The sequence below is a fragment of the Bacillus cereus group sp. MS39 genome (assembly GCF_040448665.1).
GTDB classification, from domain to species: domain Bacteria; phylum Bacillota; class Bacilli; order Bacillales; family Bacillaceae_G; genus Bacillus_A; species Bacillus_A wiedmannii.
Genome location: NZ_CP123058.1, coordinates 806594 through 828277 on the forward strand (window position 1 = coordinate 806594; position 21684 = coordinate 828277).

Consider the following 21684-nt stretch of genomic DNA (forward strand, 5'->3'; position numbering starts at 1 on the left):
TTAATCGGAATGGTGCTTTTTTTATACGGATTAATTTCGTAGACTTAAGGAAAAGGGGATGAGTATATGGGAGAGATTTGGTATGGCGGCACCATTTACACGATGCGAGAAGAGAATGAAAAAGTAGAAGCTATTTATGTTGAAAAGGGTATGATCGTTGATGCCGGGAGTAAGGAAGAACTAGAAAGCAAATATTCAGACGTGAAGTTGTGCGACTTAAAAGGGAAAACGATGATTCCAGGTCTCGTTGATAGTCATATGCATCTTATTGGTCATGGAGAGAGATTACTTCGTTTAGATTTATCAAACTGTACATCTTATAGCGAAGTGCTGATTCTTGTGCGGGAGCGAGTGGAAGAAGCTCCAAAGGGCTCTTGGATTATTGGAGAAGGCTGGAATGAAAATAACTTTACAGATACAAAACAAGTTCATGTACGTGATTTAGATGAAATTTCTACAGAACATCCAATTTTATTAAAGCGGGTTTGTCGCCACGTTACATGGGTGAATTCATACATATTGCAAGAAGCGAACATAACAGAAACGACGCAAGACCCGAAAGGAGGAAAAGTCGGCCGGGACGCATTGAATAATGTAACAGGGCTTTTATATGAACAAGGACAAGAACTAATAAAACATGTTCAGCCTGAAATTGATGAAGCCTACTTACAAAGAGCTCTGCAAACAGCGATAAAAGACTGTTGGCAATATGGACTCGTTGGTGGGCATACGGAAGATTTAAATTATTACGGTGGTTTTAGAAAAACGCATAATGCGTTTTCTCATGTTATAAAAGAAATGCCATTTAAAGCGCACTTGCTCGTTCACCATGAAGTGGCACATGAGCGAAAAGAATATGAAAATGAGCATTATATTGAATTTGGTGCGATGAAAATTTTTTCTGATGGCTCTTTTGGCGGAAGAACAGCTTTATTAAGTGAACCGTATGAAGATGCGCAGGAAACAAATGGAGTTGCAATCTTCTCACGTGAAGAGCTTGCGGAGTTAGTGAAAAAAGCACGTGATTTCCATATGCCAGTTGCGATTCATACAATCGGTGATTTATCGCTTGAATATGTCATTGATGCACTTGAATTATATCCACCAGTAGAAGGATTACGCGACCGCATTATTCATTGTCAGTTAGCTCGTGAAGAGTTGATTGAGAGAATGCAACACTTGACGGCTATTATCGATATTCAGCCCGTCTTTGTGTCATCGGACTTCCCATCGGTCATTGAAAAACTAGGCGAGCATCGTCTTCGTTATGCATACGCTTGGAAGACGTTACTGGAAGCAGGATTACACTGCAACGGTGGGTCTGACGCACCAATTGAACAAGTGAATCCGTTTTTAGGCATATATAGCGCTGTTACACGTAGAAGTTTTATTGACGGTTTATGCTATATGCCAGAGGAAAGATTAACGGTATATGAGGCTGTCTCTTTATTTACGACAGGAAGTGCCTATGCAATTGGAAAAGAAGCGAAGAGAGGACAAATTACAAAAGGATATGAAGCGGACTTTACGATATTAGCCCGCAATATTTTTGAAATAGAAGCAGAAGAAATAAAAGAATTACAAGCAGAAATGACTGTAATTGATGGGGAGATTGTTTATAGGAAAGATGTCTAAAAGTTTGAGGAAACGGCCTGAAAATACATTTTGGTGTTGCTTCCTCTTTTTAGATAGGTTGATGATATTGTTAATTTTTGTCGGTAAATTGATATTTTGGTTAAAATCGTTGATATATTTTGACTTGTGATAGATATATTCGAAAAATCGTTGATATATTTTGAGTTACGATAGATATATTTGAAAAATCGTTGATATAATTTCATATACTGTTGTCCTGTTCCAAAATATTTTGTGAAACAGCGTTAAGTTGCATGTGATAAATAAATAACCCTCGAATTATGGAAATCCCATAATTCGAGGGTTATTTGATTACTATAAAAACGTTCTCTGTACTTTTTCCCAGAAGGAATTGTTTTTTAATTTAACTGTTTTAATTTGTTTATCGCTTAAGCGTACAACAGCTTTTTCCACTTGTTTAATGCTAAGCGCTTCATTATCCAGACCGATAACAGGATAATCGTTACCGTCTGGTTTTAGTTTTAAAGTTAATGTGCGTTCGTGATTTAAAATGAACGGTGAACCGAGCGTACGGTATGTGTTGTTATTTAATGATGCTAGTTCGCTTACTTGGAAGCACGGAATAAGTGGGTCAACAACCGCGCCATGTAATGATTTATTGTAAGCTGTACTTCCTGTTGGGGTGGAAACAACTAAACCGTCCCCTCTAAATGTTTCGAAATATAGATCATCAACGTGAACATCTACAACGAATGTTTTAATGATACTAGAACGTAATGAGAACTCATTTAAACAATAGAAAGATGTACTGTGATCTACATCTACCTGAATTGTTGGATATTTTCGCACTTCAATTTCATTTTTTGTAATTTCTTGAAGGGCTGTATCAACGTGATCAATATGGAAATCGCAGTAGAACGAAATTTCATCTTTCGTAGAAATCCCTGCGTATAAGCAATCTTCTCTAAAACCAGTTTTACGAACGGCTTGTAAGAAAGTTGCATCATCTCCAACACTGACGATAGCGTTTGCATTTTTTGGATGATCTAATATGGTGAATCCATTCTCTTCTAAAATACGATAGATTGGTTTCATTTTTTCAACGAGCGTTGCTTTGTCATCACCATAAAAGAAAAATAAATTGCGACGATCTGCCATTATGTATCCCTCCACTGCAGTTAAATTTTCTGTTCTTCGTGCTACATATCATCCAAATACGTTCCCCGACGATATGTTCAAATAATATATTTCGATATAAAATGTCAAAATCCTTTTTTTATTTTTAGAAAAATTTTTATATTCAATCTTAAAGGATTCTGTTTAATGATGAATAAACTTGTCGATAATGGGTACGGAGTGAAAGGATGATACGTATGAAGTGGCTCGTGATTGGAATAATAATTCTTCTCCTTTTTATTTTGCTTATACTATTGTCGAAAATAAAGCTTAAAGTGACATTTTTATATTCAGAAATGGAAAAGCAATGTTTGTTTCAAGTGAAAATATGGATGATTCGATATACGTTTGATGTATTGGAAAGAATTGAAAAACAACAGAAAAAGACAGGGCAGAAAATCGAAAAAGCTGAAAAAGACGGTGGATTAGATAATAAAATTATGGCGCAACTTGATAGTATGGGGGAGCTGATAAAAAAGCTACAAGAAGTTCATACTATTGTTAAAGATTTTCTCAAACGAGTGAAAATCAATGGGTGGAAATGGCATACGCAAATTGGAGCAGGCGACGCAGCTAGCACTGGAATTGTCACTGGATATGCATGGGGGACAAAAGGAATGGCTGCTGGAGTTGTAGGACAATATATGCATATTGTAGACGTACCAGAATTTGAAATTACTCCTGTTTTTCAAGGGAAAGGATTTGCATCAAGATGTGAGTTAACGGCATCTTTTCGCATATTTCGTGCTATAAGAACAGGGATCAAATTACTCGTATTTATGAGAAGACAAAGATCTGGTACGACTGAAAAATCTGTTCAAGCATAGGGGGGATATAGAATGGACCATCCAATTCAAGGTTTAATGACAACCGCAATGCAGCATTTAAAACAAATGACTGATGTAAATACAATTGTTGGTGATCCGATTAAAGCGGCAGATGGAAGTGTAATTCTTACCGTTTCGAAAGTTAGTTTCGGATTCGCCGCCGGTGGAAGTGAATTTGGTAAAGTAGAACATTCAGGCCGTCATCCATTTGGCGGGGGAAGTGGTGGAGGAGTTTCTATTAATCCTGTTGCTTTTCTTGTTATAAATGGAGAAGGTGTAAAAGTGTTGCATTTAGATAAGCAAACACACGTCATCGATAAAATAATTGAATTAGCGCCACAAGCTGTTGATAAAGTGAAGGAAATGATGGATAAACGAAAAGAAGACGATCCTGAATTTCAAATTTAACAAATAAAGAAGCTAATCAATGGATTAGCTTCTTTAATTTTTTTGTAAATAAAGCGATTTTATTTGCATTATCGATAGGGACAAACTATCATTTACAGTGTACATATTTTGTTTAAATAAGGGAGGATTTTCAAGTGGCAAACGTAACTTTTAAAGGTAACCCAATGACTTTAGTTGGAACAGAAGTTAAAGTTGGCGATCAAGCGCCAAAATTCCAAGTATTAGCAAATGACTTATCTCCAGTAAGTTTAGAAACATACAAAGGCGAAGTAAAATTAATTAGTGTTGTACCTTCAATCGACACAGGTGTGTGTGATGCACAAACACGTCGTTTTAACCAAGATGCAGCAGGTATTGAAAACGCGAAAGTATTAACAATTAGCGCTGACCTACCATTCGCTCAAAAACGTTGGTGTGCAGCAAACGGTTTAGAAAATGTTGTAACACTTTCTGACCACCGTGACCTTTCATTCGGTGAAGCTTACGGCTTAGTAATGAAAGAGCTTCGTTTACTTGCTCGTGCAGTATTCGTAGTAGATAGCAACGACAAAGTAGTTTACGCAGAATACGTAAGCGAAGGTACAAGCCATCCAAACTATGAAGCAGCATTAGAAGCAGCTAAAGCGGCAAAATAATGTGAAAGAAATGACCTCTTATAAAGAGGTCGTTTTTTCTCATGTATTGCTGCGTAATGGTACCAATATATGAGAAAAAACGTTATATCATATATAACTTAAAGGGGAGCTCTTTGCAGGAGGTCGCTTTTTCTTTTTGGAAAAAAACACTTTGTGGTATGATATAAGTTATGTGTAAAAGAGAGAAGGAGGAATGTACGTGAGTCAGACAGTAGAAACATTATTTTCTATTTTTGATTCTTCTGCGGTAGTTTTACGTAAAGAATTAGATGTAACATATTTAGAGGCGCTTGTAGAAACAGGTGATAACTTGTTTGAAGGAGCAATTTTACAAGAGGAATTATCCGAATCAGCAATTGAAAGGCTGAATCGTGAATATAGTACGTTTAATGAAGAAACATATAAAGGGGAAGAAATTCGTAAAGCATTTCAGTTAGCCATTTTAAAAGGAATGAAAGAAGGCGTACAAGCGAATCACGAAATGACGCCTGATGCAGTTGGAATGTTCATGAGCTACTTATTCCATAAATTTATGCAAGGGCAAAACGAAATTACTGTTTTAGATCCTGCAATTGGAACAGGTAACTTAATGACTACAGTATTTAATAGCGCCAAAGAAGGACTAGCAATGAGTGGATTTGGTGTAGAAGTGGATGAAGTGCTAATTAAACTTGCTTTAGTAAATGCAAATTTACAAAAGCATGCAATCGAATTCTTCCATCAAGATGGACTAGCGCCACTTTATATCGATCCGGTTGATGCAGTCGTTTCAGACTTACCGATTGGTTACTATCCAAATGAAATCGGTGCAAGTGAATATAAGTTAAAAGCAGATGAAGGAATGTCGTATGCCCATCACCTATTTATTGAACAAAGTGTGAAACATACGAAAGAAGGCGGGTACTTATTCTTCCTAGTACCAAACTTCATTTTTGAAAGTGATCAAGCACCCAAATTACATGCATTTATTAAAGAAACATGTTTTATTCAAGGGCTATTACAGCTACCTGTTTCCATGTTTAAAAACGAGAAAAATGCAAAAAGTATATTTGTTCTCCAAAAGAAAGGTCCTAGTGTAACAATGCCAAAACAGGCGTTATTAGTGGAGTTACCTAAATTCTCCAACATGAAGGCGATGGAGAACATTATGGATCAATTAAATACTTGGTTTGCAACCCACAAATAAGGCAAGGTATATGTAACAGGGTTAGTAATTCATGTAGTACAGTTTTATATGATATGTCATATTTTTAAATATATACTAGATTAAACTGAATTTTTTTGAAATCTGTAATATATATTTTTTCTTGGTGTTACAATTTTTTCACTTGAAATATATGTCGGACGATGTTTAAATTAAAATCGTGAGTATAAAATTCACTAATGATGAAACGTTTTCATATTTAGTGAATTTGATCAGATAAAATCGAGCGGTTTGTGGACATATCCACACAACTACCAAGAGAAAAAGGGGCGAAAGACTAGATGTCAAAAATCATCGCGATTAACGCAGGAAGCTCTTCCTTAAAATTCCAATTATTTGAAATGCCAAGTGAAACAGTATTAACAAAAGGTTTAGTAGAACGTATCGGTTTAGAAGATAGTATCTTCACTATTACTGTAGATGGCGAAAAACAAAAAGAAATTACAAATATTCCAGATCATGCAGTAGCAGTAAATATGCTTCTTAAAAAATTAACTGAAAACGGAATCGTTAAGTCTCTAGATGAGATTGGCGGTATCGGTCACCGTGTTGTTCACGGCGGCGAAAAATTTGCTGACTCTGTTTTAATTACTGATGAAGTATTAGCTGATATCGAAGAGTTAAGCGATTTAGCACCACTTCATAACCCAGCAAACCTTGTTGGTATTAAAGCATTCCAAGAAGTATTACCAAACGTACCAGCAGTAGCAGTATTCGATACAGCATTCCACCAAACAATGCCGGAATCTGCATTCTTATACAGCCTACCATATGAGTACTATGAAAAATTCGGTATCCGTAAATACGGTTTCCACGGAACTTCTCATAAATACGTAACTGAGCGTGCGGCTGAATTATTAGGTCGTCCACTTGAAAGCTTAAGCTTACTTTCTTGTCACTTAGGTAACGGTGCAAGTATCGCAGCAGTAGAAGGCGGTAAATCTATCGATACTTCTATGGGCTTCACTCCACTTGCTGGTGTAACAATGGGTACACGTTCTGGTAACCTTGACCCTGCGTTAATTCCATACATCATGGAAAAAACAGGCCAAACAGTAGAAGAAGTAGTTAACGTATTAAACAAGAAGAGTGGTATGTTAGGTCTTACTGGTTACTCTAGTGACCTACGTGACATCATTGCGAAAGAAGAAGAAGGCGACCACCGTGCGAAAGTAGCACTTGATGTATTCGTAAGCCGTATCCACAAATACATCGGTTCTTACACTGCTCGTATGAAAGGTGTAGACGCAATCATCTTCACAGCTGGTGTAGGTGAAAACAGTGCAATTATTCGTGAGCGCGTATTAGAAGGCCTTGAGTACATGGGCGTATACTTCGACGTAAAACGTAATAACGTATTTGGTGAAGAAGCATTCATCAGCTTCCCACACTCTCCAGTAAAAATTATCGTAATTCCAACTGACGAAGAAGTTATGATTGCTCGTGACGTACTACGTCTTGGAGATATTGGTTAATATACTATATGAAAAGAAAGACGAGATCCTATAGGATTTCGTCTTTTTTCTTTTGTATATAATTTAAAATTCCATCTGGATATAGTACTTTCTTCTTCTGAATGAATACTGTAACGGGAATCCATTTCGCATACGATACTGTTTGCTCATCTTGTATATTCATTTTTTCCATTTCATATAGTGATGTGTCTAATAAGCGTAAAGAATATAGCTGAATGATTTCATGACCAATTCCCTCATCTAGCTGAAAGATGTTTTCTAAGCAGCCTAAATAATTGGTGATTTCCACTTCTGTATGAAGCTCTTCTTTAAATTCACGAATAACGGTATGTGCTGATTTTTCACCAAGTTCAATTGAGCCGCCAAGAGGTCGGTAATACGTTTCATCGCCTGTATGATATTCTTGTACGAGAAGGCGACCTTGATGTGTAGCAAGACCAAAAGCCTTTGCACGTGGATACATATATAATCACTCCTTATTTCTTTTGTATAAGGATGATTATAAGGCAGTGTGTAATAAAAAGTATCGTGTATTTAAGCCTGCGGTCTAATCGTAATCCCATCAAATAAGTCATGCCAAAATGCTTCATTGTACTGGTATACATCCATAATAGGGCATTTTATAACGCAAATATTTTGTAATCCCCAATCTTCTTGGGCAACAGTTGGTACATCTGCAGGAAGTAGTAATAGGACAGAGAATTTATGTTTAACTATTTGAGATAAAATTTGTTCCAGAGATCGTGCTTCTTCGTATGTTCCTCCAGTTCGAATAAACAATATGGATTTTTCCATTTCAATTGTAGTTAGAAAACGAGTAATTCGATGCTCATAATTTAGCTTGATTTCTGAATAAGAAGGCCAAGAAGTTGGTGTGTTTACATCTGTTTTAAAGTCGTGACAGGAGTCGATTTCATATAGGTTGTCCCTTAGTCTTAATTTCGCAGCATCATCCCAAAATGAGATAAAGGATAAGTTTTCGAAATGTAAAAAACGGTCAAATCGATTTTGTAATAATAAGTTCACTTTTCCTAATGAAGGGCTTAGCATAAAATCAATAACGCCAAAAAATGGTGATAGTCCGAATTGATATAAGGCCCAAGCAGGCCAACAGTTTTGTCCTAAGCTGAATACGGCATTATATTCTTTTTTTATATTGGATAGATTCATGTGATTCATCTCATCCTTTTTGTTAATATTTTATGCCATAAAAAAATGGTATGTGAATGAATATAGACAAGCATATTTGCAAAGAAGAAGCAGAAATATGTTACAATAGAAAAAAATCGAACGAGGTGGTTGTTACGATGCGATCGAAGCGAGAACAAGCCATTTTAGACAATATAAAAGAATGGGAATCGCAATTAGTGGAGCAAGAAGCGACCGATTTTCAAAAAATCTTTGATAAATGGGTACATACGACAATTGCGAAATTGCCTGAGAAAAAACGAAAAGATTTCTTTACGAAAGCAGATGGATGGCTCTTTCATTTGCATGCATTGATTCAAAGTTCACAATCACAGCTAGATGCGCGTAATCGTATTTTAGGAACGTCGAGATTGTTTGATGAATCGATTGAGCAACTAGAAGATTTGAAAGCATTATCTATTGATCAGTTAACATACATAGCAGAGCAGCAAACAGCACGTCATCGCCTATATTCATTCGTACAAGGCGGAGCAACGGGTGCCGGAGGTTTATTATTATTAACGGCTGATTTTCCGGTTATGATTGCGTTAAATGTGAAGGCTGTCCAACTTATTGCAACATCATTTGGGCATGATGTGAACAAGCCTTATGAAATGATGCTTGCATTAAAGGTATTTCATGCGTCATTACTACCAGGAAGACTTCAGCAATACGCATGGTACAATTTATTGCAAGAGCTAGAGCAAGAAGATTCGTTCTTCTACGAAGGAGACGAAACGGTGTTACAACCAGCTTCTACTGAAGTTGTGTTAAAACAAATTTTGAAAACATTTTCGATTTATGCTCTTCGTCGTAAATTATTCCAAGGTATTCCGGTAATTGGAATGGCAATCGGGTCTACAGTGAACTATCGTTTAACAAGAAACGTTACTGAATTTGCAAATAGATTTTATCAAGTGCGCCACATAGTTGAAAAAGAAAAGAGAGCGTAAAAAAAGCGAGAGGCCGAAGCCTTTCGCTTTTTTAATTTGTTGCATGTTTTTTTGGCATTGGAACAGATACTGGTTGCTTTTCCGCTTTTTTTTCTGCTTTTGGATAATAAATTAAATCCAATGTTTTTGCTTGTACGGCAATCGAAAGAATAGTGAAAGCAATTTCTGTCCAATTTAAATAATATAATGAAAGCGCAAGAACAATCGCGTCAAAGACGAAGAAAATTTGCCCAATTGTAAAGCGAGTTCGTTTACTTAATACAATTGTTAAAATATCGTCTCCACCGGTTGCACCGCCAAATCGCAATATAAAACCGAGTCCAATACCAGCTAACGCACCGCCAACTATTGCAGCTACAAATAAATTATTTGATAAATCTACCGTAAATGGAGAATAATTTTCCATAAGAGAATAAAATACTCCGAATGAAATCGAACCTAGGAATGAATAACCAACCATTTTTCTACCTAAAAATGAAGCACACAGTAAAATAATTGGGATATCCATAATTACAGTTGAAATAGATGGTGAAATATCATAAAAATTTTGGATGAATAGTGCAATACCTACAAAGCCACCTTCTGTTAAGTGGTTTTGGAAGTGAATGTGATATAGCGCTGCTGCTAAAATAAATGAACCGATTAAAACCATAAAAACTTCTTTAATAATTTGTCGACTTTGGATGTTCCTCATCGTTATTCCTTCTTTCCGTAGTTAGTAGTCCTTTTTGTGTTGTAAACTAACTACGAGCTCACATGTAGCTTCAGTTAGTTTACTAAAAAAACTAACTACGCTATATGTCGCTGAAGAAATAACGAATAATCCTCTCGTCCATCAATTCTCCCTACCTTCGTTTTAGTTTAAGTCTTAAAACGACTAAACAAAACGTGAAGTAGGATTCTTCATTTAGCAATCCTGCTCTTCTTTGTTTTGTTTAGCTAGTAACAATTAAGTCCTAAACAAAACGCTATGTGTAAGAAGAGTCTTTTTTTTGCCAAATTATCCTTCGGGCAATCATAATTTCCCCACTCTCGTATTTTTTTCGCTAGACTAAAGTATCTAAGCTGAAAAATACGCTACGTGTATGATTCGTCAATACGATGCCACATGCTCCTTCGAGCGATCATGATATCAAAATCCCTTCCTTCAAGATTTATATTATTATATCATACTTTCAAAAAATGTATGCGGATGGAAACCGACAATAAACGGAGGGAATCTACAAAAATTGTTATGTTTAAATATTTTTGTAGAAAAGCCTAAGTTATTTTGCAGAATTGGACAGTTTTTAACGGTTTGTCCAATAAGTAAGAAAGAGATGGTGTTTATTCAGTTGTATCTTTCTGGTCACCTTTATCTTTAAAAAACGCATCCCAGCTAATCACACTTAAAAAAGTTAAAGCAATAATAACGAAAGCGCGCATAAATTTTAGACCTCCTTTTGTACATAGTATATGAATCGTTCACTTTGGAATGTGTCATTTTTTTACAAGTCTTAACTAGTATGAGAGTATATTAATATAGATAGATGAGAGGGAGAGTGAAGATATGCTAAAAGACATGTTCAAAAGAAAAGAATTAATATGTGTTTCATGTCAGAAAAAGATTCAATATGAAGAAGAGCTAGTTGCTTTTGTAAAGTTGCCGAAAGAAAGAAGTATATTAGTTGGTCCGTTTGATGTGTGTTTGGCAAAAACAGCACAAGAAATATATTGTAAATCGTGTTACGACAAAAAAGCATGACCCAAAGTAATTGAGGGGCATGCTTTTTTCATTGGTGTGCTTTCCCCTCAGATACATTTTGAGTGAGTCGATACCAAAGCCAAAGGTCATTAATGATGGAAGCGAGATCGGCAATTTCTGAATTAAGTTTGCAAGAAATTTCGAAGTTTTCTTCGTTATTTAAATGATGCTGTTTTGCATTAATAGAGTGCTCGAGTTCTTTTATACGATCAGGAATCTTTCCGCGAACTTGTTCCCATTTTAATAAAATAGCATGCTGTATTTTTTCGGGGATATTTTCCCAATCTTCTTGTAAATACGGAATTTCAATTCCTAGATGATCGTCGTATAAGAAATACTTTTCCATAGGTTCACCCCCGTTTTCCTGCTTATATTGTACATGAAAACAGAAAGAAGCTCGACGAAATTATTTGAAAAAATTTGAAAATGACTCTTGATACATTTTGTGAAAGGTGTTAAAGTGTGTATTATTATAAAAGAAAATGAATATTTATTCTTTAGGGGGATGCAAAATGGAGAAGAAAAAAGTGGTATTAGCATATTCCGGAGGTCTTGATACTTCCGTTGCAATTAAATGGTTACAAGAGAAGAATTATGATATTATCGCGCTTTGTTTAGACTTAGGGGAAGGTAAAGACTTAGCATTCGTAAAAGAAAAGGCACTTTCAGTAGGTGCAATTAAATCATATATGATCGATGTTCAAGAAGAATTTGCAAATGAATATGCATTGATGGCTATGCAAGCACACACGTTATACGAAGGGAAATACCCTCTCGTTTCTGCATTATCTCGCCCACTTATCGCTAAGAAATTAGTAGAAATTGCAGAACAAGAAGGGGCGACTGCAGTTGCACACGGATGTACAGGGAAAGGGAATGATCAAGTTCGTTTTGAAGTTTCTATTCAAGCGTTAAATCCTTACTTAGAAGTGATTGCGCCTGTACGTGAATGGAAATGGTCACGTGAAGAAGAAATTGCATATGCAAAAGAAAACGATGTTCCAATTCCTATTAATTTAGATAGCCCATTTTCAATCGATCAAAATTTATGGGGACGCAGCAACGAATGTGGAATTTTAGAGGATCCATGGGCAGCGCCGCCAGAAGATGCATATGAGATGACATTGGCATTAGAAGATACACCGAATAAGCCAGAGTTTGTAGAAATCGGCTTTGAAGCAGGCGTACCGACTACTTTAAATGGCACTGCATATTCACTTTCAGAATTAATTAAAACGTTAAATGCCCTTGCTGGAAAACATGGCGTTGGACGTATCGATCACGTAGAAAATCGTCTTGTTGGTATTAAATCGCGTGAAGTATACGAATGTCCAGCGGCAATGACGTTAATCACAGCACATAAAGAGCTGGAAGATCTAACGCACGTAAAAGAAGTGGCACATTTTAAACCGGTGATTGAGCAGAAAATAACAGAACTTATTTATAACGGTTTATGGTTCTCTCCTTTAAAACAAGCGCTTCATGCTTTCTTACAAGAAACGCAAAAGAATGTAACAGGTACAGTGCGTGTGAAATTATTTAAAGGCCATGCGATTGTAGAAGGACGTAAATCTGAGTACTCTTTATATGACGAAAAATTAGCAACATATACTGCTCAGGACGAATTTAATCATGATGCAGCAGTTGGATTCATTTCATTATTCGGTTTACCGACGAAAGTATACAGCCAAGTGAATCAAAAGAAGGTGGAAGCGTGAGCAAACTTTGGGGCGGACGTTTTACAGAAGAAGCGGAAGCGTGGGTTGAAGAGTTTGGAGCATCCATCTCCTTCGATCAACAATTAGTAAATCAAGATATAAAGGGAAGTATTGCACACGTAACGATGCTAGCAAAGCAAGGTATCGTTACGAAAGAAGAAGCAGAGAAAATAAAGGTAGGGCTTCAGTATTTATTAAAAGAAGCAAAAGAGAGTAAGCTTCAATTCTCAGTAGAAGCAGAAGATATTCATTTAAACATTGAAAAAATGTTAATTGAACAAATCGGTGAAGTAGGAGGGAAACTTCATACAGGACGAAGCCGTAACGATCAAGTAGCGACTGATATGCATTTATATTTGAAAGAAAAAGTAGAACATATTATAAAAGCTACAAAACAATTGCAAACGGTTCTTGTTCATCAAGCAGAAAATAATATTGAAACCATTATGCCCGGTTATACGCATTTGCAGCGTGCGCAGCCAATTTCATTTGCTCATCATATTCTCGCTTACTTTTGGATGTTAGAGCGTGATGTGAATCGTTATGAAGATTCATTAAAGCGCATTAACATTTCACCATTAGGAGCAGGAGCATTAGCTGGGACAACATTCCCGATTGATCGAGAATATAGTGCGGAGCTTCTTGGATTTAATGGAATCTATGAAAATAGTTTAGATGCAGTAAGCGATCGTGATTTCATACTGGAGTTCCTAAGTAACTCATCTATGCTCATGATGCACTTATCACGCTTTTGCGAAGAACTTATTTTATGGAGTAGCCAAGAGTTTCAATTTATTGAAATGAGCGATCAATACGCAACGGGAAGCAGCATTATGCCGCAAAAGAAAAATCCGGATATGGCGGAATTAATTCGTGGTAAAACAGGCAGAGTGTACGGTAATTTATTTAGTTTACTTACAGTAATGAAAGGATTACCGCTCGCTTACAATAAAGACTTACAAGAAGATAAAGAAGGAATGTTTGATACAGTAAAAACAGTAGAAGGATGCCTTCATATTATGGCAGGCATGCTAGAAACGATGACTGTCAACAAAGAAAAGATGGGGCAAGCTGTAACGCAAGATTTCTCAAACGCAACAGAAATTGCCGACTATTTAGCAAGCAAGGGACTGCCATTCCGTCAAGCTCATGAAATTGTCGGGAAACTAGTTCTTCATTGTACGCAAAAAGGAATTTATTTATTAGATGTACCACTTGAAACATACAAAGAAATGAGCTCATTATTTGAAGAAGATTTATATGAAGTTCTTTCATCATATGCAGCTGTAAAGCGTCGTAATAGTGCTGGCGGGACAGGGTTTGAGCAAATTGAAAAAGCTTTGGAGAAGGCGAAAGCGTTAGTTGGAGAGTTTGTAGGAATTAAATGATGTATGAGAGAGAAGGTAAGGTGCTTTTTTAGAAAGCACCTTACTTTTTTTGTGTTTAGATTTTTAGGGGGGTATCTATCATTTCATAATCATTTTTCATAATCATAAAATGATGTTTCTCATGTATCGCTAATAGTTGGATAGATTGAATCAGGTTAGGATAGTGAGCGATTGGATCTAAAAATACGATATGTCCGGCGATATTTTCTTCTATATTTTGAACAAGTTTTTTTATTTCATCTGTTTCACGGGAAAGTAATTCTTCTAATTCAGTTACATTCATAGAGTGATAGATTTTTTTTGAGGGGATTAAAATCCAAGGTGCTTTCATTCCTTTACCATGCTTTTCTTTATATTCGGCATAATTGTCGTGTATTTCAGTTTCAAATGGGGTATTTTTTCTTAGCTTTGCATAAGGGATAAGAGTGAGAGAGAATTTAATCGCTACTTTGAGCATCCTTGTAATTAAATATAAGTGATAAAAGTGTTCACCAGTAGACCATTTTTTGTCCTCTTTCCTATACCATAGTTGTTCTTGTGATAATGAATGGAGATGAGGAAGGAACTCGTTCCTTTGTACATGTAATGTGTGAAAATGTTTTGAGATATTTTCAGATTTCATAGTAGAGCATCCTCCATACTTGTTTTTTCCTAATTATAACATTTTTCGTGAGGAGGTAAGTAAGCCTAGAGCATTTTGCTCTAGGCTTAAAGTTTCATCGATTAATCATACTTATGTCGATCTTCCGTAATTCGAATATACTCAATATCCATCAAATCTCTAAGTAATGCACCATTACTTAGTTCCACGCCATGCTTATCTTTAAAATGAGTACGAATCGTATCTAGCATTTCAATTTCTTTCCCATTCACATCTAAAATAATGCGTTCGGAATCACCCATGCAGCATCCTCCTTTTTTAAACACATATATTTTGTCCATCTATTTCTAAAAAATGTATGTTAACCTAAAGTTAGAAAATAAGAAAGGAATGGAAAATGAGGCGTATTTATTTTATAGGGTTAATTTTGTACACGCTAATTGTATTACACGTTGCATTCCCAAATATCTTTTCATTTAAGGATGTAGAAACAGTACACGTTGGGATATTTATCTTTATTCTATTTGTAGTAGATTGCTGTATTTCAATATGGCTTTCGAAAAGAAAACATGTACAAGATAAAAAAGAAATCGAACGGAAAAAGAGAAAACGTTCATTTTGGATGACGACGTATTGTTTTTCTTTAGTAATTGCTGCTGCCTTTTTAAGTGAGAATGTTCCGTTAGAAAGATTAAATATTGGATTTGGAGCGTTCGTATTTGCATACTATTTTTTCGTGCACTTTCTTCCTTATATGAAAGAAAAGCGAGGAGAAGAGGAAGATCCGTTTGTAGAAGAAGCGAGAGAACAAGAGCATAAGAGAATAGAAGAAGATATAAAGAAACTCGGAGAACAAAAATGGTATTTAAAATCTAAAGTCATATATGTTCTGTGCTTCATTACGCCGCCGATTGGCTATTTGTACGTTTTCTTTCTTCGTAAAAAAATGACAGAAGATGCAAGGCAATCTTATTTAACTGTAGCTACGATCATGATGGCACTGTGGTCCTTAAAATTTCTTCCGCCTTATGTATTAGCGATTACTGTTGTTGTTATAGCTTGTCTTGTATTTATAGTAAAATATGTGAAATGAAAAAAACACCAAGCCCATGTGGACTTGGTGTTTTATTTATGAATTAAAGATCACCTTGCTCCTCATCACCACGAACAACAAGGACATCGCATTTCGCATAGCGAATAATATGTTCAGAGACGCTACCAATTAGGAAACGCTCAACAGCATTTAAACCAGTTGCACCACACATAATTAAATCTACTTTATGGTTTGGAGCGATTTCTTTTGAAATTTTAGATTTAGGATTACCAAATTCTAATACAGTTTCAATTTTTTCAAGGCCAGCTTCAAGCGCAGTTTTTTTGTAGTCTTCTAATAAGTCTTCTGCAAATAGATTTGCACGTTCAGCAATTGCGCGGCTATAAGCTTCTACTGCTGAGTATGCTTTTACATCAACGATATGAGCAATTGTTAATGTTGCATTGTTGCGTTTTGCGACTTGAATTGCTTTTTTAAAAGCTCTTTCTGCCTCTTTAGAACCATCCACCGCGATTAAAATATTTGTATATGTATTATTCATAGTAAATTCCTCCCAATCATTTTTATTACCGTTTACAACTTTATTATAAAACAAATTTTGGTAATGTGCTTACCGTAAACGTTACAGAATTTTGAAAACTTTGCTTTAATTCATTTTAGTTGTAATTGGGGCGAGAACTTGTTACATATGAAGTATAGCAATTTAAAAGGAGGCATGTTTGTGAGACACGCGCTCATTACAGCCGGTACGAAAGGTTTAGGAAAGCAAGTAACAGAAAAGTTATTGGCTAAAGGATATTCAGTAACAGTAACATACCATAGCGATATGGCGGCTATGGAAACGATGAAAGAAACATATAAAAATATGGAAGAGCGTCTACAATTTGTGCAAGCGGATGTCACGAAAAAGGAAGATTTACATAAAATAGTAGAAGAAGCGATAAGCCGTTTTGGCAAAATTGACTTTTTAATTAATAATGCTGGTCCATATGTATTTGAACGAAAAAAGTTAGTCGATTATGAAGAAGACGAATGGAATGAAATGATTCAGGGTAATTTAACAGCGGTGTTTCATTTGTTGAAACTTGTCGTTCCGATTATGAGAAAACAGAACTTTGGCCGTATTATTAATTACGGATTCCAAGGGGCAGATAGCGCACCAGGATGGATTTATCGTTCAGCTTTTGCAGCAGCGAAAGTAGGACTTGTTTCATTAACTAAAACAGTTGCTTATGAAGAAGCAGAATATGGTATTACTGCGAACATGGTATGTCCTGGTGATATTATTGGTGAAATGAAAGAAGCGACAATTCAAGAAGCACGTCAGTTGAAAGAACGTAACACACCAATTGGTAGATCTGGAACAGGTGAAGATATCGCAAGAACGATTTCGTTTTTATGTGAGGAAGATTCCGATATGATTACCGGTACAATTATTGAAGTAACTGGTGCAGTAGATGTTATTCATAGACATCGATAGAGCGAAATAAATTGAAGTTTCGTATAATTGGACAGTTTATCCTGTATGCTGAGAGGTGTGGATAATACTGTCCTTTCATGTAAGATTAAATCCATCGGAAAACTTGTATTATTTTTTGTCAAATATTGAGATATTATGTTAAAATATAAGAGCGTAGAAAGCGCTTTAAAAAATGATTCAGGGGTCATTTCATAACTCAAGGGGGAACTAATAATGCGTATCGGTATTCCAACAGAAATTAAAAACAATGAAAACCGCGTGGCAATGACGCCAGCGGGAGCAGTACACTTAGTACAAAATGGTCATGAAGTTTTTGTTCAAAAAGGAGCAGGTTTAGGATCTGGCTTTACAGATGAAGAATACGTACAAGCTGGTGCAAAACTTGTTGAAACTGCTGAAGAAGCATGGAATCAAGATATGGTTATGAAGGTAAAAGAGCCAGTTGCAAGTGAGTACGGTTATTTCCGCGAAGGTTTAATTTTATTCACATACTTACACTTAGCTCCAGAACCAGAATTAACGAAAGCATTAATTGATAACAAAGTTGTATCAATTGCATACGAAACAGTACAGTTAGACAATCGTTCTTTACCATTACTTGCACCTATGAGTGAAGTAGCTGGTCGTATGTCTGCACAAATCGGTGCACAATTCCTTGAGAAAAACAAAGGCGGTAAAGGTATTTTACTTGCAGGCGTTCCAGGGGTAAAACGCGGCAAAGTAACAATTATCGGCGGTGGTCAAGCTGGTACAAACGCAGCGAAGATTGCAGTAGGTTTAGGTGCAGATGTAACAATCATCGATTTAAGTGCAGAACGTCTTCGTCAACTAGATGACATTTTCGGAAACCAAGTAAAAACTTTAATGTCTAATCCATACAACATTGCAGAAGCTGTAAAAGAGTCTGATCTTGTAATCGGTGCAGTATTAATCCCAGGTGCAAAAGCGCCAAAACTTGTAACAGAAGAAATGATTCAATCAATGGAACCAGGTTCTGTCGTTGTAGATATCGCGATTGACCAAGGTGGTATTTTCGAAACAACTGACCGTATTACAACTCACGACAACCCAACTTACGAAAAACATGGCGTTGTTCATTATGCAGTTGCTAATATGCCAGGAGCAGTTCCACGTACATCAACTCTTGCATTAACAAACGTAACAGTACCATATGCAGTACAAATTGCGAACAAAGGCTACAAAGATGCTTGCTTAGGCAACACTGCATTATTAAAAGGTATTAACACATTAGATGGCTATGTAACATTCGAAGCAGTTGCAGAAGCACACGGTTTACAATATGCTGATGCGAAAGAGCTTCTTGAAAAAGCTCCTGCTTTATCATAATAAAGATATATGTAAGACCCTCCTTCTGTAAGGAGGGTCTTTTTATTTTGATTAATTGTCTAGTTTCTTTACAATTTTCAATCCGAACATCATTGTAAAGAAAAGAATGCCGAACAAGTAATATAAGGCATACTCAACTCGTATCATCGAGTTTTTGTCAGTGAGATATAAAATAAATAGTATCGTAGAGCCGACTAAATGAGAGAGACCGAAAATTTGTGCCATAAGTTTTAAACTCATTTTCTCGATTCTTTCATCCATCTCAGGTAATAGATATTTCTCGGAAACGCTCTTTTTTTTCTTAAAGAATATTCGTTTCACTACGAATAGTATTAAGGATAAGAGTATGTATACGCCAGCGAATAGAAGGACAGAACTAATCTTTTCTTCGTCAGTACTATTGAAATAAAGAAAAGATGATCCTAACACTAAAAAAGTAAGATGTGAAATGAACTTTTGAGTAAAAGCATTTTTCATTCTTTTTCCTCCCCAGTTTTATCTAATTGAAATAAATCTTCTACTTTACAGTTGAAAAACTCACATAATTTCAATGCTAATTCTAAACTTGGGTTGTATTTATTCTTCTCGATAGCGATGAGGGATTGTCTGGTGATTTGAACAGAGGAAGCTAATTGCTCTTGAGTGATGTCTCTAACGACGCGGAATTGTTTCACCTTATTTTTAATCAAATATACAAGGTCTCCTTTTTGTAAATTTGTTACACTCATTATATCCATTTTTAGGAAATAAGTAAATAAAACTTTACGTGAAATATAGCTTGTTATGATGTTGTTTTTTGTGATAATTTGGAATTGAATGAAAAAAACGAAAGTCGATAGAGGGGATTCAATGGGGAGTAAAAATAGGAAGAAAAAGCAAGCTAAAAGACAAAAGTATATAAAGAAAAAACAGGAACAGAACATACCTCTTTCAAAAAAAGTAGTTATTATGATAGAAAAAACATTTCGGTATATTTGTATGTTCTTGTATGTGATTTTTTGCGTGTTTTTATGTGGGATGGTTAACAATTTGGGGATAACCCCTAATGTTATTGAAGGTATTTTTGGCGTTATACTTGTTATGGTAGAAGGATTCTTATTCTTTATATTATTTGATAAAGTGTGGCCTAGTCATGAAAGTAAAAAAGATAGAAAAAGAAGAAAAAAATCTTCATACGCTTCAAGCTCATCAAGTGGATTCGGTGACTACAGTAGCAATGATTGTAGCAGCTCAAGTGATAGTGGAGGAGATTGCGGAGGTGGTGGAGACTAAATTAGTTTTTCAGAAGAACGACTAATGAAAGGGTGGGACGAAAGATGGAAACTGTGAATTTAATAGAATTATCGAAGGACATTCAAGATCAACATAAAAATTTTGTCGTTTCAAATGTAAATAGTCATTGCTTACGAATCGCTGTATTTACTGGTGAATATGATTGGCACTATCATTCTAATTCGGATGAATTATTTATTGTGCTAGAGGGAGAACTACTGATCGATTTTGAAGATGGAGAAACGGCGGTTTTAAAGCCAAATGATTCTATCTTAATTCCAGCATGCACGATTCATAGAACGAGAGCATTCAAGAGAACGGTAAATCTTTGTTTTGAAAATATAGAGGCTGATACGATTAAAGTGGAGCAATTATGAAAAAATTATCTGTAGCCGAGTATAGAAAAATCCTTCCGACTTTAGAAGGTCATACAAGGACAACAACCTTTGCTCATGCGGTATGTGATCAAATGATAGATGGTGAAGTTTTTGCAAACGAGAAGTTAACAGCAGGACTAATTCGTACAGCTAACGGTATCTATTATTTATTTGGTGATACGGATGATCAAAATTATAACGAATATTTATTTGCGCATTTAAAAATGGCTATTGAAAAAACAGAGAAGAGATTTACGTTGTTCACTTCGAGTGACGAGTGGGAAATGATGTTAGAAGAGCGTTTTAGTAATACACTTCGGAACATCCCGCGAATGAAATTTCAACGAGAAATTTTTGAAGAGAGAAAACGAGATTCAAACAAAAATACATATGAAGTGAAGCGTATTAATAAAAGTGATATAGAACGAAGCAATGAATTTACAGAGGAGTATTATAAAGAATATTGGGGATCAAAAGAGCTATTTTTGAACGGTGGTTTCGGATTTTGTATAGAACAAGATGGGATAATTGTAGCTGAATGTGTTTCGATATTTAATGGGAATGGATTTGCTGAAATTGATATTGCGACGCATAAAGCATATCAAGGGAAAGGATTAGCCCAAGCTGTTGCAACACGGTTCATTGAACATTGCATGCAAAATGATATTACACCGTGCTGGGATTGTTATGTAGACAATATTCCTTCGCGGAAATTAGCTAGTAAATTACGTTTTTATAATCCAATAGAATATAGATTGTTTGTACGTAAGAAAACGGGGGAATAAAAATGAATGTGGAGTTAACGAGATTTAAAGTGAAACAAGGTAAAAGTCATCGTGTAGATGAATGGATGCAGCTTCTTAATGACAATATGAAAGAAGTGCTTTTGACACTAAACGACGAGAAGATGTACGTTGAGACAATTTTCCGGGAAATAAGAGATGGAGAAGAGTACTTATATTGGTATTCTGTGCAAGGAGAAGGCGGGGCTCTTGTCGAAAATTCTCATCATGAAATTGATAAAAAGCATGTAGCGTTTTGGTATGAATGTATTGATGAAGAAGCACCGTCTGTTGATATGAAAACAGAAGTCGTTATGATTCAAGATGTTGTGAAGGAAGCGATGAAATAATAGAATAGGATGTTGGAGAGAAGCACATCAAAATAGGTGTGCTTTTTATTTTGAAAAAAATTATAGAAAAGCTGTATACATTTTACGCTCTCAAACGTTGAGTATATAG

General features: G+C 35.8%; 27 protein-coding genes. 17 read left to right on the forward strand and 10 right to left on the reverse strand.

What is annotated here, in order from left to right:
• The first annotated feature begins 66 nt into the window (after nucleotides 1-66).
• On the forward strand, nucleotides 67-1635 hold the full coding sequence (locus QEP67_RS04200) for an amidohydrolase (RefSeq protein WP_000504006.1): 1569 nt from the start codon (nucleotides 67-69) through the stop codon (nucleotides 1633-1635).
• 315 nt (nucleotides 1636-1950) lie between these two features.
• Here QEP67_RS04200 and QEP67_RS04205 read toward each other — a convergent pair whose 3' ends face one another.
• Entirely contained in the window at nucleotides 1951-2754 is an 804-nt protein-coding gene (locus tag QEP67_RS04205) for an NAD kinase (RefSeq protein WP_000785181.1), read from the reverse strand.
• A gap of 206 nt (nucleotides 2755-2960) precedes the next feature.
• Here QEP67_RS04205 and QEP67_RS04210 point away from each other — a divergent pair, with 206 nt between their 5' ends.
• From QEP67_RS04210 to ackA, 5 genes are all read left to right on the forward strand, one after another.
• Nucleotides 2961-3599 carry a DUF2953 domain-containing protein gene (locus QEP67_RS04210; protein ID WP_002107586.1) on the forward strand — a complete coding sequence of 213 codons (639 nt, stop codon included), beginning with the start codon at nucleotides 2961-2963 and terminating at the stop codon, nucleotides 3597-3599.
• A gap of 12 nt (nucleotides 3600-3611) precedes the next feature.
• Nucleotides 3612-4007, forward strand: coding sequence for a GerW family sporulation protein (ytfJ, locus tag QEP67_RS04215; protein ID WP_000350005.1), 396 nt, complete (start codon nucleotides 3612-3614; stop codon nucleotides 4005-4007).
• A 134-nt stretch (nucleotides 4008-4141) separates the two neighbouring features.
• A complete protein-coding gene (tpx, locus tag QEP67_RS04220; protein ID WP_000024522.1) occupies nucleotides 4142-4642 on the forward strand; it encodes a thiol peroxidase in 501 nt (166 codons plus the stop codon).
• A gap of 199 nt (nucleotides 4643-4841) precedes the next feature.
• Nucleotides 4842-5828, forward strand: coding sequence for a class I SAM-dependent methyltransferase (locus QEP67_RS04225; RefSeq protein WP_000084362.1), 987 nt, complete (start codon nucleotides 4842-4844; stop codon nucleotides 5826-5828).
• Nucleotides 5829-6127: 299 nt separating this feature from the next.
• On the forward strand, nucleotides 6128-7321 hold the full coding sequence (gene ackA / locus QEP67_RS04230; RefSeq protein WP_000034572.1) for an acetate kinase: 1194 nt from the start codon (nucleotides 6128-6130) through the stop codon (nucleotides 7319-7321).
• Between the two features lie 28 nt (nucleotides 7322-7349).
• Here the strand turns inward: ackA and QEP67_RS04235 are convergent, their stop codons facing one another.
• The gene (locus tag QEP67_RS04235) at nucleotides 7350-7784 is read right to left on the reverse strand and encodes an NUDIX hydrolase (protein WP_000283494.1); all 435 of its coding nucleotides are present in this window, start codon (nucleotides 7782-7784) and stop codon (nucleotides 7350-7352) included.
• 71 nt (nucleotides 7785-7855) lie between these two features.
• The gene (locus QEP67_RS04240; protein WP_151035600.1) at nucleotides 7856-8491 is read right to left on the reverse strand and encodes a DUF1796 family putative cysteine peptidase; all 636 of its coding nucleotides are present in this window, start codon (nucleotides 8489-8491) and stop codon (nucleotides 7856-7858) included.
• Nucleotides 8492-8628: 137 nt separating this feature from the next.
• Between QEP67_RS04240 and QEP67_RS04245 the strand changes: the two genes are divergently transcribed.
• Complete coding sequence (locus tag QEP67_RS04245; protein ID WP_001256866.1) at nucleotides 8629-9462, forward strand: EcsC family protein; 834 nt, start codon at nucleotides 8629-8631, stop codon at nucleotides 9460-9462.
• Nucleotides 9463-9493: 31 nt separating this feature from the next.
• Here QEP67_RS04245 and QEP67_RS04250 read toward each other — a convergent pair whose 3' ends face one another.
• Nucleotides 9494-10156, reverse strand: coding sequence for a YitT family protein (locus QEP67_RS04250; protein ID WP_001244522.1), 663 nt, complete (start codon nucleotides 10154-10156; stop codon nucleotides 9494-9496).
• Between the two features lie 855 nt (nucleotides 10157-11011).
• On the opposite strand from QEP67_RS04250, the gene QEP67_RS04255 reads away from it, so the two are divergent.
• Nucleotides 11012-11206, forward strand: a complete 195-nt coding sequence (locus tag QEP67_RS04255; protein WP_000910278.1) for a hypothetical protein — start codon at nucleotides 11012-11014, stop codon at nucleotides 11204-11206.
• Between the two features lie 28 nt (nucleotides 11207-11234).
• Here QEP67_RS04255 and QEP67_RS04260 read toward each other — a convergent pair whose 3' ends face one another.
• On the reverse strand, nucleotides 11235-11552 hold the full coding sequence (locus QEP67_RS04260; protein WP_000417209.1) for a hypothetical protein: 318 nt from the start codon (nucleotides 11550-11552) through the stop codon (nucleotides 11235-11237).
• A gap of 166 nt (nucleotides 11553-11718) precedes the next feature.
• Between QEP67_RS04260 and QEP67_RS04265 the strand changes: the two genes are divergently transcribed.
• Entirely contained in the window at nucleotides 11719-12924 is a 1206-nt protein-coding gene (locus QEP67_RS04265) for an argininosuccinate synthase (RefSeq protein WP_000412317.1), read from the forward strand.
• Nucleotides 12921-14312 carry an argininosuccinate lyase gene (gene argH, locus QEP67_RS04270; RefSeq protein WP_000041249.1) on the forward strand — a complete coding sequence of 464 codons (1392 nt, stop codon included), beginning with the start codon at nucleotides 12921-12923 and terminating at the stop codon, nucleotides 14310-14312. Before QEP67_RS04265 ends, argH begins: the two co-directional genes overlap by 4 nt.
• Before the next feature lie 55 nt (nucleotides 14313-14367).
• On the opposite strand, the gene QEP67_RS04275 is transcribed toward argH, so the two are convergent.
• Nucleotides 14368-14934, reverse strand: coding sequence for a DinB family protein (locus QEP67_RS04275; protein WP_151035599.1), 567 nt, complete (start codon nucleotides 14932-14934; stop codon nucleotides 14368-14370).
• A gap of 101 nt (nucleotides 14935-15035) precedes the next feature.
• Nucleotides 15036-15215 carry a hypothetical protein gene (locus QEP67_RS04280; RefSeq protein WP_000502807.1) on the reverse strand — a complete coding sequence of 60 codons (180 nt, stop codon included), beginning with the start codon at nucleotides 15213-15215 and terminating at the stop codon, nucleotides 15036-15038.
• A gap of 95 nt (nucleotides 15216-15310) precedes the next feature.
• Between QEP67_RS04280 and QEP67_RS04285 the strand changes: the two genes are divergently transcribed.
• A complete protein-coding gene (locus QEP67_RS04285) occupies nucleotides 15311-16006 on the forward strand; it encodes a hypothetical protein (protein WP_074651637.1) in 696 nt (231 codons plus the stop codon).
• A 43-nt stretch (nucleotides 16007-16049) separates the two neighbouring features.
• Here QEP67_RS04285 and QEP67_RS04290 read toward each other — a convergent pair whose 3' ends face one another.
• The gene (locus QEP67_RS04290) at nucleotides 16050-16508 is read right to left on the reverse strand and encodes a universal stress protein (protein ID WP_001066680.1); all 459 of its coding nucleotides are present in this window, start codon (nucleotides 16506-16508) and stop codon (nucleotides 16050-16052) included.
• A gap of 147 nt (nucleotides 16509-16655) precedes the next feature.
• On the opposite strand from QEP67_RS04290, the gene QEP67_RS04295 reads away from it, so the two are divergent.
• Complete coding sequence (locus QEP67_RS04295; RefSeq protein WP_048565831.1) at nucleotides 16656-17447, forward strand: SDR family oxidoreductase; 792 nt, start codon at nucleotides 16656-16658, stop codon at nucleotides 17445-17447.
• 213 nt (nucleotides 17448-17660) lie between these two features.
• Nucleotides 17661-18794 (forward strand): alanine dehydrogenase, encoded by a 1134-nt coding sequence (gene ald / locus QEP67_RS04300; RefSeq protein ID WP_001219405.1) that lies wholly within the window; start codon nucleotides 17661-17663, stop codon nucleotides 18792-18794.
• Between the two features lie 51 nt (nucleotides 18795-18845).
• Here the strand turns inward: ald and QEP67_RS04305 are convergent, their stop codons facing one another.
• Both QEP67_RS04305 and QEP67_RS04310 read right to left on the reverse strand, forming a co-directional pair.
• Complete coding sequence (locus QEP67_RS04305) at nucleotides 18846-19271, reverse strand: hypothetical protein (RefSeq protein ID WP_000786133.1); 426 nt, start codon at nucleotides 19269-19271, stop codon at nucleotides 18846-18848.
• Entirely contained in the window at nucleotides 19268-19531 is a 264-nt protein-coding gene (locus QEP67_RS04310; RefSeq protein ID WP_033658700.1) for a helix-turn-helix transcriptional regulator, read from the reverse strand. The genes QEP67_RS04305 and QEP67_RS04310 overlap by 4 nt, the downstream gene beginning before the upstream one ends.
• Nucleotides 19532-19643: 112 nt before the next feature.
• On the opposite strand from QEP67_RS04310, the gene QEP67_RS04315 reads away from it, so the two are divergent.
• Genes QEP67_RS04315 through QEP67_RS04330 form a run of 4 tightly spaced genes read left to right on the forward strand, consistent with a single transcriptional unit; the run spans nucleotide 19644 to nucleotide 21575 of the window.
• Complete coding sequence (locus QEP67_RS04315) at nucleotides 19644-20066, forward strand: hypothetical protein (protein ID WP_000534973.1); 423 nt, start codon at nucleotides 19644-19646, stop codon at nucleotides 20064-20066.
• Between the two features lie 44 nt (nucleotides 20067-20110).
• Nucleotides 20111-20443, forward strand: a complete 333-nt coding sequence (locus QEP67_RS04320) for a cupin domain-containing protein (RefSeq protein WP_000450923.1) — start codon at nucleotides 20111-20113, stop codon at nucleotides 20441-20443.
• On the forward strand, nucleotides 20440-21228 hold the full coding sequence (locus QEP67_RS04325; protein ID WP_000736761.1) for a GNAT family N-acetyltransferase: 789 nt from the start codon (nucleotides 20440-20442) through the stop codon (nucleotides 21226-21228). The genes QEP67_RS04320 and QEP67_RS04325 overlap by 4 nt, the downstream gene beginning before the upstream one ends.
• Before the next feature lie 2 nt (nucleotides 21229-21230).
• Nucleotides 21231-21575: a DUF6176 family protein gene (locus QEP67_RS04330; RefSeq protein ID WP_001100229.1), complete on the forward strand. Its 345-nt coding sequence runs from the start codon at nucleotides 21231-21233 to the stop codon at nucleotides 21573-21575.
• Nucleotides 21576-21684: the final 109 nt, after the last annotated feature.

Coding starts and splice junctions, on each gene's coding strand:
- QEP67_RS04200 (WP_000504006.1), top strand. CDS start 67: ATGGGAGAGATTTGGTATGGCGGCACCATTTACACGATGCGAGAAGAG.
- QEP67_RS04205 (WP_000785181.1), bottom strand. CDS start 2,754: ATGGCAGATCGTCGCAATTTATTTTTCTTTTATGGTGATGACAAAGCA.
- QEP67_RS04210 (WP_002107586.1), top strand. CDS start 2,961: ATGATACGTATGAAGTGGCTCGTGATTGGAATAATAATTCTTCTCCTT.
- ytfJ (WP_000350005.1), top strand. CDS start 3,612: ATGGACCATCCAATTCAAGGTTTAATGACAACCGCAATGCAGCATTTA.
- ackA (WP_000034572.1), top strand. CDS start 6,128: ATGTCAAAAATCATCGCGATTAACGCAGGAAGCTCTTCCTTAAAATTC.
- QEP67_RS04235 (WP_000283494.1), bottom strand. CDS start 7,784: ATGTATCCACGTGCAAAGGCTTTTGGTCTTGCTACACATCAAGGTCGC.
- QEP67_RS04240 (WP_151035600.1), bottom strand. CDS start 8,491: ATGAATCTATCCAATATAAAAAAAGAATATAATGCCGTATTCAGCTTA.
- QEP67_RS04245 (WP_001256866.1), top strand. CDS start 8,629: ATGCGATCGAAGCGAGAACAAGCCATTTTAGACAATATAAAAGAATGG.
- QEP67_RS04250 (WP_001244522.1), bottom strand. CDS start 10,156: ATGAGGAACATCCAAAGTCGACAAATTATTAAAGAAGTTTTTATGGTT.
- QEP67_RS04255 (WP_000910278.1), top strand. CDS start 11,012: ATGCTAAAAGACATGTTCAAAAGAAAAGAATTAATATGTGTTTCATGT.
- QEP67_RS04260 (WP_000417209.1), bottom strand. CDS start 11,552: ATGGAAAAGTATTTCTTATACGACGATCATCTAGGAATTGAAATTCCG.
- QEP67_RS04265 (WP_000412317.1), top strand. CDS start 11,719: ATGGAGAAGAAAAAAGTGGTATTAGCATATTCCGGAGGTCTTGATACT.
- QEP67_RS04275 (WP_151035599.1), bottom strand. CDS start 14,934: ATGAAATCTGAAAATATCTCAAAACATTTTCACACATTACATGTACAA.
- QEP67_RS04280 (WP_000502807.1), bottom strand. CDS start 15,215: ATGGGTGATTCCGAACGCATTATTTTAGATGTGAATGGGAAAGAAATT.
- QEP67_RS04285 (WP_074651637.1), top strand. CDS start 15,311: ATGAGGCGTATTTATTTTATAGGGTTAATTTTGTACACGCTAATTGTA.
- QEP67_RS04290 (WP_001066680.1), bottom strand. CDS start 16,508: ATGAATAATACATATACAAATATTTTAATCGCGGTGGATGGTTCTAAA.
- QEP67_RS04295 (WP_048565831.1), top strand. CDS start 16,656: ATGAAGTATAGCAATTTAAAAGGAGGCATGTTTGTGAGACACGCGCTC.
- ald (WP_001219405.1), top strand. CDS start 17,661: ATGCGTATCGGTATTCCAACAGAAATTAAAAACAATGAAAACCGCGTG.
- QEP67_RS04305 (WP_000786133.1), bottom strand. CDS start 19,271: ATGAAAAATGCTTTTACTCAAAAGTTCATTTCACATCTTACTTTTTTA.
- QEP67_RS04310 (WP_033658700.1), bottom strand. CDS start 19,531: ATGGATATAATGAGTGTAACAAATTTACAAAAAGGAGACCTTGTATAT.
- QEP67_RS04315 (WP_000534973.1), top strand. CDS start 19,644: ATGGGGAGTAAAAATAGGAAGAAAAAGCAAGCTAAAAGACAAAAGTAT.
- QEP67_RS04320 (WP_000450923.1), top strand. CDS start 20,111: ATGGAAACTGTGAATTTAATAGAATTATCGAAGGACATTCAAGATCAA.
- QEP67_RS04325 (WP_000736761.1), top strand. CDS start 20,440: ATGAAAAAATTATCTGTAGCCGAGTATAGAAAAATCCTTCCGACTTTA.
- QEP67_RS04330 (WP_001100229.1), top strand. CDS start 21,231: ATGAATGTGGAGTTAACGAGATTTAAAGTGAAACAAGGTAAAAGTCAT.